The organism is Streptomyces sp. NPDC059900 (assembly GCF_050270335.1).
GTDB lineage: Bacteria > Actinomycetota > Actinomycetes > Streptomycetales > Streptomycetaceae > Streptomyces.
The window spans coordinates 1-11,011 of record NZ_JBNNJZ010000265.1; the positions used below are offsets into that span (position 1 = coordinate 1).

Consider the following 11,011-nt stretch of genomic DNA (forward strand, 5'->3'; position numbering starts at 1 on the left):
GAGCTACCTCGTCGTGTACTGCGTCATGTACGGCTTCACCCAGTGGCTGGAAGAAGCCCGCGGCCTCTCCTCCCTGCACACCGGGCTCGTCATGTTGCCCATGTCGCTTGCCGCGCTGGCCTGTTCGCTGCTCGGCGCCCGCACGAAGGGCATCCGCGCCCCGCTGTCCATCGCCTCCGTCCTGCTTGTCGCGGGCAGCGCCCTGCTCTTCTTCACCTCCGGCGGCACACCGCTCGCGGTACTGCTCCTGGCCGGCGCCTGCTTCGGCATCCCGCAGGGACTGATGGGCACCGGCAACCAGGCCGCCGTGCAGAGCTTCGCCCCCGCCGACGCGATCGGCTCCGCCGCGGGGCTGCAGCGCACGGCCCAGTACATCGGCGCCATCGCCGCGTCCGGCCTGATCGGCCTCGCCTACGGGCAGCGCGCCGACGACGCCGGACTGCACCTCATGGGCGCGGTGGGCGCCGTCCTCGCGCTCGCCCTGGTCGCCCTGACCCTCACCGACCGGGCCCTGCGCGCCCGCACCTGACCCACTCCCCAGCGACACCCCCGTAAGAGAGAGACCAGAACCATGACTGCCACCACCCTCGACCCCACCACGGCCCTCGTCGTCATCGACCTCCAGAAGGGCATCACCGCCCTGCCCACGGCCCACCCCTCCGCGGAGATCGTCGAGCGGTCGGCGCGCCTCGCCGACGCCTTCCGCGAGCGCGGTCTGCCCGTCGTTTTGGTCCGCGTCACCGGTGGCGCCCCCGGACGCACCGAAGGTCCCGCCCGGGGCGGCGACGTGCCCGCCGACTGGGCGGACCTGGTGCCCGGGCTCGGCGTTCAGGACAGCGACATCGTCGTCACCAAGCAGCAGTGGGGCGCCTTCTACGGCACCGACCTCGACCTCCGGCTGCGCCGCCTCGGCGTCACCCAGATCGTGCTCACCGGCATCGCGACGAGCATCGGCGTCGAGTCGACGGCCCGCTCGGCGCACGAGCACGGCTATCACGTGACGGTAGCCGTCGACGCCGTGACCGACATGGACGCCGACGCGCACCGCAACAGCATCGAGAAGATCTTCCCGAGGCTCGGCGAGACGGACACCGCGGAGGCGATCGCGAAGCTGCTGTAGCCGCCTGCGACGTTCCCCGGACGCTCGCCCGCCCGCCACGGCGCCGCGCACTGCCTGCTGGTCGACGGCAGCGACGCCGACGCCGTGGTGGGGCCTGCGGCAACGCCCGCCGGCACCCGCCGATCACCGGCCGGCCGGCCGCGCGGAAAACCGGTGGAGCCGTGCGTCCGTGCCCCGTTAGCGTGCTGCCGAGCCACACCGTCTGGGCAAGGACGTGCCGTTGTACACCAAGTGAGACCTCCCGAGTGCTGATGTGTCGCGCGTCGCGCCTGTGCGCCGCGCTTCTTCCTGCTGCGGACTTCTCACTGGAACCGGTGTACTTCTGTGCTCAAAATCTGGGTGGTCATGCCCACCCGCCTGCCGATCGTCCTGCGCCGCTGCCACGGCTGCGGCTCCGGGCGCTTCACGGCGAACGGAAAATTCCGCGTCAACGCCCACCACAAGCTCCTCGACGCCTGGCTCCTGGCGCTGTGCACCCGCTGCGGCGACACCACCAAGGTCACCGTCCTGGAGCGGGCGAACGTGCGCTCCGTACGGCCCGCTCTCCTGGACCGGATGCATGCCAACGACCCCGCTCTGGCAGCCGAGTTGCTCCGGGACCCGGCCCTGCGGCGCCGCAATCGCATCGCCCTCGACTGGGACGGCGCCTGGCGCCTCGACACCGGCGGCGGCGCGGATCGACCGGGGGAGGGCGAGGCGATCGAGGTCTCGGTCCGCTTCGCGGCGCCGATCCCTGTCCGGCCGATGCGGCTGATCGCCGAAGGGTTCGGCCTCGCGCGGGCCGAGGCCGAGAGACTGCTCGCCGAGGGGAATCTCGTGTCGGCGGTCCGCCTGAGCGGCAAGCTCTCCGGCGATTTCACCTTCACGCTGAAGCTCTGAAGCCGTGGCCGTTCGTCTGCCGGCGCCTCAGGGCCGGTGGACGAACGGCGTGGTCACGCTCAGCGGTGCGAAGCCCAGGCGCTGGAGGATCGGGCGGCTGTCGTCGGTGGCGTCCACCTGAAGGTAGCGGTAGCCGCGTTCGGCGGCGATGCGGGTGCGGTACGCGATCAGGGCGCGGTAGATGCCCTTGCCCCGCCACTGCGGTGCGGTGCCGCCGCCCCACAGGCCCGCGAAGTCGGTGCCGGGGCAGAACTCGATCCGTGCCCCGCACACCGGCACGTCGCCCGCCATCGCGACCACCGCGGCGACGGCGTCCGGGGTCTCGGTCAGCTGGGTGAGGACCCGCGCGGCGAGCCGCTCGCCGAGCCCTGCGCCGTCCGCGCCGAACGCCGCGTCGTGGGCCTCGGCCATCAGCCGTGCGCCGACCGCGTCCTTCACCGGCAGCAGGGTCACTCCCGCGGGCAGTTCGGGCTCCGTGGGCAGGCCCGCGACCTCGGCCACCATCACGGTCTCCGGCGGCTCCGGGACGAATCCCGCCGCCCGCAGCCGGTCGGCGAGGTCGGCCGGGCGGTCGTGCGAGTGCAGCTTCCACTCGAACTCGCGCCCCAGGGTGGTGTAGTACCGCACCTGCTCGGCGATGACGCCGTCCGCCGTGGCCTCGTCGGTGTCCGCCCAGTGGACGCCGTTCCAGTCGTGCTCCGCGCCGACCTGCCGGACGACGCCCCCGCCCCGTTCGACGCGCGCGCCCGGGCTGTCCGTCCGCGCCTCACGCCGGAGCTGCCGGTCGTACGCCGCCAATACCGCTTCGTGATCCATGCGGGCACTTCAGCAGCGGCGGGGGTGCGCGGCAACCGATTTAGCGCCCGGGACCGGCCCGTCAGGCCTGCCAGTGGCAGCGCAGCGCCGCGGTGGCGAAGCCGGGCCCGAAGGCGACCAGCACGCCGCGGGCGCCGTCGGCGGGGGCGGCGGCATGGGTGCGTTCGAGGACCCGCAGGACACTGACGCCGCCCAGGTTGCCCTCGGCTGCGAGGGTGTCGGTGGAGTGGCGCGAGTCGTGGGGGGTGAGGCCGAGGGAGGCGGTGGTGTCGGAGATGATGCGGGGACTGCCGGGGTGGATGACGGCGAAGTCCGGAGCCAGGGGGCCGTACCAGTCCATGACGGCGGGCAGCACGTCGTCGGCGGCGGTGAGGGCCTTCTTGGTCGAGTCGAAGTGGAATCCGTCGGTGGCGATCCGTCCCCGGTAGCGGTCGAGACTGTCCGGCAGGACGTACTCGAAGCTGTCGTCGATCGCGATGCCGGGCCCGGAGGGTTCGTCGGTGACGATCGCCGCGGCCGCAGCGTCTCCGAACAGCGACTTGTAGATCATCGATTCGATGGTTGAGTCCGCGTGGTTGTAGACCGTGGAGATGACCTCGGAGGCGACCACCAGGACCGTGCTGCCGGGGCGGGCGGCCACGAGGTCGGCGGCACGGAGCAGTGCCTGGGCGCCACCGGCGCAGGCCAACGTGGTCAGGGCGATGCGCCGCACGGTGGGGCGCAGTCCCAGGCGGGCGGAGACATGGACGTCCAGGTTCGGTACGGCCCAGCCGGTGACATGCGCGGTGACGATCGCGTCGATGTCCGCCGCGGCGAGGCCTGCCGCGTCGAGCGCGGCGCGGGCCGCACGCTCGGCCATGTCGACGGAGTCCTGGAAGGCGGTCTCGGCCCTCTCGGTGATACCGGCACTGCCCGTGATGCAGGGGGTGTCGAGGGGGCGTGTGAAGTAGCGGGTGTCGACACCGCAGTTGCCCACGACACGGAGAATGGCGGCGAGCCGCGGATGGTCGGGATGGTGCGCACGTATGTCGTCCGCGATCTCAGCGGTGGTGACCTTGTGGTCGCCGAAGACGGTCATGGGTCTTGAGACGTAGGCGGGCACGAAGTTACTCCCACTGCTGGTCGGATGTGGGGGACGTGCGGCACAACGTACTTCACCGCACTGAATCGGCCCCCTCCGGCAACCGGAGTCCTCGGAAATGTGACGGCCGGTCAGCGAGCCCGCAGCATGGGGGCACGTGTATGGGCGCGCTTCTCGCCGGGGTGGAACACCATGATGATCAGCCGGGCGCCGGGCGCCGTCATGGGCTGTGCCGCGCACATGGTCAGCCAGCCGGGCCCCTGCTGCGCGTGGTACAGGGGGCGTTCGTCGCCGTCCGGGTGCGAGACGAGGTCGTCGGCTCCGTAGAGAGGAGCGGCCTCGGGGTCTTCGAGCACTTCCTTCTCTATCTGGCGCAGGACCTCGTCGTCCGGCCGTGCCGCGAGCGCGGCACGCAGCTGCGGCAGGACCATGGGGGCCCAGGCCGTGTGCCAGTTCGTCAGGGACCGGCGTCCGTCGGGGTCGAGGAGCATCCATCGCATGGTGTTGCCGGGCACCGCCCCATGGGCGAACAACTCGGCGAACGGTTCGTTATAGGCGAGCATGTCCCAGGACGCGTCGGTGACGTAGGCCATGTGCCGAATGCTCTCGACGGCCTCCTGCCAGACTCCGGGGATCTGTTTGCCGGAGGACTGGTGGAGCGGCCCCGGAGGCTCGTGCAGCAAGGCGAAGCGGCAGAGGGACACCCACTCCTGTTCATTGAGTCCGAACAGCAGCGCGACATCCCGCAAAAGCGAGGCGGGCGGATTGGGATAACTGCCCGACTCCAGTCGGTGATATGTCCCGATGGCGCGGTGCAACAACTGGTCGACCTGGTGTTGGGAGAGGCCGCGGGCGCGTCTCCCCTGGCCCGTGGGGCGGCTGAAGCCGTGTGATTCGGGAGCGATGAGGGCGCGTCGTTCGCGGAGCAGAGCGCGGAGCGCCGTCTTGTTCATGGTGGGTAATCCCTCTTGGTGCATGCCGAGTTGAGCATCAGCAGTCTAAATATTCTCACCAGCTTTGGTAGTAAAGATTGCCCGAAGAAAAACGATCAGTCGATGCGGCATCATGGACGAAGCGCGACCACCGACCTGGGAGTTCCCTCGCCGGTGGGCACGCGGACACAAGTGTGGGGCATCTTGTCCGGGGAGCTGCAAATTGGCTGAAATTCCTCGGCACCGGGTACCCCCTAGGCCTACTGGGCCGTTGCGGGAAGAGTATGGATCGGTTGTTCGTATTCCGATGTGTGTGGTCGGAAACGTCGCACTCGGGACGTACGGCGCGACTTCCCGGACCGGTTCATGGGCCCACTGGCTGCGGCCGGTGCCGTCACTCGCCATTACGTAGCGGCCACGGTACCGGCCGCCCGCAGCCAGACCGGGCGGTTCCGCAAGCCTCAGCCTGCGGGGAGTTGCTTCTCCGCCAGGGCCAGGATCTCCGTCACGCGCAGACCGAACCGGACGTCACACGCGTGCGGTTGGCCGGATCGCGCCGATTCGACGAGCGCGTCCACCGCCGAGCGGAACGCGTCGAGCGCCCCGCCCCCTGACGGCATCAAGGCCGTTCCCGTCTCGCCGCGCAGCTCCACCGTCACTCCCGACGCCTTGGGCGGTGTGGTCAGACTCAGTGTCGCCGTGCTCGAAGCCCCCGTGTCGTGCCGCAGGATCAGATGCACCAGGTCCGCGCGGCCTGCCGCCGCCGTCACCGCGGTGACGGCGCCGAGCACCGGCATCAGCACGGACAGGGCGTGCGGGCCGACGTCCCACAGTCCGCCCCGCTGCGCCCGCCACGGCGAGGAGAACGGGCTCGACCCGTCCGCCGCGTAGAACGAGCTGTACCAGTCGGCGCGCCCCGCGAACCAGTCCTCCCTGGCCGCCTGTTCCGCCACCCAGGCCGACGTCGGCCCGGCGAAGCGCAGCGTGAAGAAGACGACGGACGCCACGCCGGCCGCTTCGGCCGCCGCCGCGAGGTCGCGTGCCGCGGCCACCGTCGTCGCCACCGGCTTGTCCAGGAGCAGATGGCAGCCCGCCGCCGCGGCCCGCGCGGCCAGCGGTGCCTGCACGTCCGGCGGTACGGCGAACGCCACGGCGTCACTCGCGGCGAACAGCGCGTCCGCATCCGCGTACGACGTGGTCGCATGCGCCGCGGCCAGCGCGGATGCCACCTCCGGGCGCCGGCCCCATACGCCGCTGAACTCCACGTCCGGGTGCGCGGCGAGCGCCGGAGCGTGCGTGGCCGAGGCCCAGGAGCCCGTACCGACAAGCCCAATTCGCAGTCTCTTCATGAACGGCATTATGGCTGACTCCATACCGCCGGCGATGGCGACGGCCAGCGCCCGCAAGGCAGTTGGCCGCACTTCGCCGTGGTGTACGAGTCATGCGTGGCTGGATATCGATTCCGGCCCGACGGGTGGTGAAATCCCATTCACCCGCTATGGTGAATTCGCATTCACTTCGCTTCGGCCTTCCGTCACTTCGCTGGATTTTTGTGCCCGCGCTGGAGAGATCATGAAGCTCGTCCCGATATCTTCCGCAGACGGCGCGGCTCTGCGCTCCCGCCTGACGGTTCCGGTCCTGGCCTTCGGCGGCATTCTGATGGCGGTCATGCAGACCGTGGTGGTGCCGCTGCTCCCCGACCTGCCGCGCCTGACCGGCAGCTCACCGGGCGCCGTGTCCTGGCTGGTCACCGCCACCCTCCTGGCAGGCGCCGTCCTGACGCCGGTGCTCGGCCGGGCGGGCGACATGTACGGCAAACGACGGGTACTGCTCATCGCGCTCGGCCTGATGACCGTGGGCTCGACGCTCTGCGCGCTCACCTCGGACATCGGGGTGCTGATCGCGGCCCGCGCGCTCCAGGGCGCGGCGGCGGCCGTCGTACCGCTGTCCATCAGCATCCTGCGGGACGAACTCCCCCCGGAGCGCACCGGTTCGGCGGTCGCCCTGATGAGCTCGACCGTCGGGATCGGGGCCGCGCTCGGCCTGCCGCTGGCCGCGCTGATCGTGCAGTACGCGGACTGGCACGCCATGTTCTGGGCGACGAGCGTGCTGGGCGCCGCCGGATTCGCCCTCGCCTGGTGGACCGTACGCGAGTCGCCGGTCCGCTCGCCGGGGCGTTTCGACGTCGTGGGCGCGCTCGGCCTTGCCGCGGGGCTCGTCTGTCTGCTGCTCGCGGTGTCCCAGGGAGGGCAGTGGGGGTGGGGCAGCGCTCCCGTGCTCGCTCTGTTCGCCGGGGCGGCCGTCGTCCTTGCCGTGTGGTGCCGGCAGCAACTCCGGGCGAAACAGCCCCTGGTGGACCTGCGCCTGGCCGCCGGGCGTCGGGTGGCCCTGCCGCATGTGGCGGCGCTCCTGGCCGGATTCGCGTTCTACGCCAACTCGCTGGTCACCGCCCAGCTGGTGCAGGCGCCCGTCGCCAGCGGCTACGGCCTCGGCCTCTCGATCGTGGCGACCGGCCTCTGCCTGCTGCCCAACGGCTTGATCATGCTGGTGCTCTCGCCCGTGTCGGCCCGCGTCTCCACCGCTCACGGGGCCCGGGTGACGCTGGCCATCGGGGCGGCCGTCATGGCGCTCGGCTATGTCGTGCGCATCGTCGACAGCCGCCACCTGTGGGTGATCGTCCTGGGGGCGGCGGTGGTCTCGACGGGGACGACGTTCGTGTACTCGGCCCTGCCGACCCTGATCCTGCGGGCCGTGCCCCTCGCGCAGACCGCGTCCGCGAACGGCGTGAACGTCCTGATGCGCACCATCGGACAGAGCGTGTGCAGCGCGGCGGTCGCCGCCGTGCTGATCCGGCACACCAGCACGCTTGACGGGGTGGCGGTAGCGACTCTGCCCGGCTATCAACTGGCCTTCGCGATGGCCGGAATCATCGCACTCGTCGCCTGTGGCGCGGCCCTCGCCATACCCTCGGACCAGGCATCCGACGGACCGGCGCCGACCGCCGGGCGGCCAGGACCCGCGCAGGAGACGGCCCTGGAAGGAAGAAGCTGAACGTCTTGGACACCTCTGACGCCGCGACCGCCCCGGCTTCCGGCGCGGCAGCGCACCCCGGGGCGTGCGACACCGGGCCCGCCCGCCGCGACGCCGAAGCGACGAAGGCCGCCATCATCCGCGCCGCCCGCCATCTCCTCGCCCGGCACGCGCACGCCGACATCACGCTCAAGGCGGTGGCCGAACGGGCCGGTGTGAGCGCGCCGCTGATCCTCAAGTACTTCGGCAACAAGGACGCCCTCTTCGCCCGCATCATGTCCTTCGAGGCCGACGCCGAGGCCCTGCTCGACGCGCCCCTCGCCGACCTCGGCCACCACATGGTCCGTCATCTGTTGACCGGCCAGGCCGAGCACGGCGCCGACCCCATCCTGCGGATCGTCTTCGCCCCGCTCCACCGCGAACTGGGCGACACCCTGCGCGCCAACTTCCGCACCCAGGTGGTCGACCGCCTCGGCGAGCGCCTGACGGGCCCCGACGCGGGCGTACGGGCCGAACTCGCGGTGGGCACGCTGCTGGGTCTGGGCGTGATGTACGGAATAGCCCGCGGACCCCGGGTGCGGGACACGCCGATCGATGAGATCACCGAGCGGTACGCACCCGTGGTGCAGGGCTTCCTCACGCCTCCGTGAGGAAGCCCCGGTGCTGATACCTCCGTGATGGCGCCCGTGCTGCTGCTCCGTCCGCCGGGATTCCGTATCTCTCGGGGCGCGTACGGCGCGCGCGTGGCCCCGGCTGCGTATCGTCGACCGTGCGGTCGCGCCGCGTGCGCCGAAGCCGAGGGCCGCGCCCCTTCCGGAACGGAGAGCAGGCATGAGCGAGGCGCACGAACCCCCGTACCTGGCGCGCGAACTGGGCATGGAGCCGCACCCGGAGGGGGGCTGGTTCGTGGAGACCTGGGCATCGGACTACTCCTTCGCGCCCGCGGGCTACCCCGGCACGCGCAAGGCGGCCACGGCCATCTACTTCCTGCTCTGTCCGGGCGAGGAGTCCCGCTGGCACGTGGTGCGCTCCGACGAGATCTGGCTGTGGCACCGCGGCGGCCCCCTGGACCTGCGCCTGGGAGGAGACGGCGAGCTCCCCAAAGAGGGCGCGGCCCCGATGCGTCTTGGTCCCGGTGTCGAACACGGCGAGCGCCCGCAGATCCTGGTGCCCGGCGGTGTGTGGCAGGCGGCGCGCCCGACCGGCGACGAGCCGGTCCTGGTGAGCTGCCTCGTCGCACCGGGCTTCGACTACGCGGACTTCCGGCTGGCGGACCCAGCCGGCGCGCACGGCGCGGTACCGGTCGAGGGTGCTTCCTAAAGCGCGTGCAAAAGCCCAGGTGAGAGCCCCTTTGGGGAAGTCTTTGCCGATGGCTGGAATCTGTCGTTCCGTGTTACCGGCTCATTGACCGTACGCAACCGGGAGGCGCACCCTCGCCACATAGCTGCTAGCTACACCTACTTTTCGGGGTGTCGGCCGGCAGGCGGCGTGAAGCAGGAGGTTGCGCATGTGTGGCATTACTGGCTGGGTCTCCTTCGACCGTGATCTGCGGTCCGTGTCCAGCACCCTGGACGCGATGACCGAGACGATGTCCTGCCGCGGCCCCGACGACCGGGGCACCTGGATCGAGGGCCCCGCCGGACTCGGGCACCGCAGGCTCGCCATCATCGACCTGCCCGGCGGGCGCCAGCCCATGACCGCGCGGACACCGCGCGGCACCGTCGCCCTCGTCTACTCGGGGGAGACCTACAACTTCACCGAACTGCGCCGCGAACTGACCGGGCGCGGCCATGAGTTCACCACCGAATCCGACACCGAAGTCGTCCTGCGCGGCTATCTGGAGTGGGGCGAGGCGGTCGCCGAACGACTCAACGGCATGTACGCGTTCGCGGTGTGGGACGGACGGCACGACAAGCTCGTCATGATCCGCGACCGGATGGGCATCAAGCCCTTCTACTACTACGAGACCCCCGACGGCGTCCTGTTCGGCTCCGAACCCAAGGCGATCCTCGCCAACCCGCTGGCCCGCGCCCGGGTGACCACCGACGGTCTGCGGGAACTCTTCGCCATGGTCAAGACCCCCGGTCATGCCGTGTGGGACGGCATGAACGAGGTCGAGCCCGGCACCGTGGTGACCGTCGACCGCGGCGGCCTGCGCCGCCACGCCTACTGGCAGCTGGAGACGCGCCCGCACCCCGACGGCCGCGAGGAGTCCGTCGCCAGGGTGCGCGAGCTCCTCGACGACATCGTCCGCCGCCAGCTCGTCTCGGACGTGCCCCGCTGCACCCTGCTCTCCGGCGGCCTCGACTCCTCGGCGATGACCGCGATCGCCGCACGCCAACTGGGCGAGGCGGGCGAGACCGTACGCAGCTTCGCCGTCGACTTCGTCGGCCAGAGCGAGAACTTCGTCGCCGACGAGCTGCGCACCACCCCGGACACCCCCTACGTGCACGACGTGGCCAAGGCCTCCGGCACCGATCACCGCGACATCGTCCTGGACTCGCACGCGCTCGCCGACCCCGCGGTGCGGGCCAAGATGATCCGCGCCCGCGATCTGCCCATGGGCTTCGGCGACATGGACGCCTCCCTCTACCTCCTCTTCCGGGCCATCCGCGAACACTCGACGGTCGCGCTGTCGGGCGAGTCGGCGGACGAGGTCTTCGGCGGCTATCTGCAGTTCTTCGACGAAGACGCCCGCAACGCCGACACCTTCCCCTGGCTGGTGCGGTTCGCCGAGCACTTCGGCGACGACTCGGACGTGCTGCGCCCTGACCTCGCCGCCGCCCTCGACCTGCCCGCGTACATCCGGCGGAGCTACGACACGGCGGTCGCCGGGATCCGGCGCCTCGACGGCGAGAGCGACTTCGAGTTCCGGATGCGCAAGATCTGCCATCTGCACCTGACCCGGTTCGTGCGCATCCTGCTCGACCGGAAGGACCGCGCGAGCATGGCCGTCGGCCTCGAGGTGCGGGTGCCGTTCTGCGACCACCGCCTGGTCGAGTACGTCTACAACGCCCCCTGGTCCCTGAAGTCCTTCGACGGCAGGGAGAAGACCCTCCTGCGGGAGGCGACCGCGGACGTCCTGCCGCGCTCCGTGTACGACCGCGTGAAGAGCCCCTATCCCTCCACGCAGGACCCCAAGTACGCCGTCGC

At 71.0% G+C, this 11,011-nt stretch carries 11 protein-coding genes; 7 read left to right on the forward strand and 4 right to left on the reverse strand.

Annotation, left to right across the window (positions count from 1 at the left end; genetic code table 11):
* From ACQKIP_RS27985 to ACQKIP_RS27995, 3 genes are all read left to right on the forward strand, one after another.
* Positions 1–529 (forward strand): MFS transporter (locus tag ACQKIP_RS27985; protein ID WP_427744444.1); only part of this gene is annotated, 529 nt, incomplete at its 5' end.
* 42 nt (positions 530–571) lie between these two features.
* Positions 572–1,120: an isochorismatase family protein gene (locus tag ACQKIP_RS27990; RefSeq protein ID WP_365861019.1), complete on the forward strand. Its 549-nt coding sequence runs from the start codon at positions 572–574 to the stop codon at positions 1,118–1,120.
* A gap of 324 nt (positions 1,121–1,444) precedes the next feature.
* Positions 1,445–1,999, forward strand: coding sequence for a DUF1062 domain-containing protein (locus tag ACQKIP_RS27995; protein WP_365861021.1), 555 nt, complete (start codon positions 1,445–1,447; stop codon positions 1,997–1,999).
* A gap of 27 nt (positions 2,000–2,026) precedes the next feature.
* On the opposite strand, the gene ACQKIP_RS28000 is transcribed toward ACQKIP_RS27995, so the two are convergent.
* From ACQKIP_RS28000 to ACQKIP_RS28015, 4 genes are all read right to left on the reverse strand, one after another.
* Positions 2,027–2,815: a GNAT family N-acetyltransferase gene (locus tag ACQKIP_RS28000; protein WP_365861023.1), complete on the reverse strand. Its 789-nt coding sequence runs from the start codon at positions 2,813–2,815 to the stop codon at positions 2,027–2,029.
* Between the two features lie 61 nt (positions 2,816–2,876).
* Positions 2,877–3,917 (reverse strand): PhlD, encoded by a 1,041-nt coding sequence (locus ACQKIP_RS28005; protein ID WP_365861024.1) that lies wholly within the window; start codon positions 3,915–3,917, stop codon positions 2,877–2,879.
* A 110-nt stretch (positions 3,918–4,027) separates the two neighbouring features.
* A complete protein-coding gene (locus tag ACQKIP_RS28010; protein ID WP_365861026.1) occupies positions 4,028–4,849 on the reverse strand; it encodes a helix-turn-helix transcriptional regulator in 822 nt (273 codons plus the stop codon).
* A gap of 440 nt (positions 4,850–5,289) precedes the next feature.
* A complete protein-coding gene (locus tag ACQKIP_RS28015) occupies positions 5,290–6,177 on the reverse strand; it encodes a Gfo/Idh/MocA family protein (protein WP_365861028.1) in 888 nt (295 codons plus the stop codon).
* Positions 6,178–6,400: 223 nt separating this feature from the next.
* On the opposite strand from ACQKIP_RS28015, the gene ACQKIP_RS28020 reads away from it, so the two are divergent.
* The 4 genes from ACQKIP_RS28020 to asnB all read left to right on the forward strand — a co-directional run.
* Positions 6,401–7,879, forward strand: coding sequence for an MFS transporter (locus ACQKIP_RS28020; RefSeq protein ID WP_365861029.1), 1,479 nt, complete (start codon positions 6,401–6,403; stop codon positions 7,877–7,879).
* A gap of 5 nt (positions 7,880–7,884) precedes the next feature.
* Positions 7,885–8,508, forward strand: coding sequence for a TetR/AcrR family transcriptional regulator (locus ACQKIP_RS28025; RefSeq protein ID WP_365861031.1), 624 nt, complete (start codon positions 7,885–7,887; stop codon positions 8,506–8,508).
* Positions 8,509–8,689: 181 nt separating this feature from the next.
* Entirely contained in the window at positions 8,690–9,178 is a 489-nt protein-coding gene (locus ACQKIP_RS28030) for a cupin domain-containing protein (protein ID WP_365861033.1), read from the forward strand.
* Between the two features lie 187 nt (positions 9,179–9,365).
* A partial coding sequence (gene asnB, locus ACQKIP_RS28035; RefSeq protein ID WP_427744449.1) for an asparagine synthase (glutamine-hydrolyzing) occupies positions 9,366–11,011 on the forward strand: 1,646 nt, incomplete at its 3' end.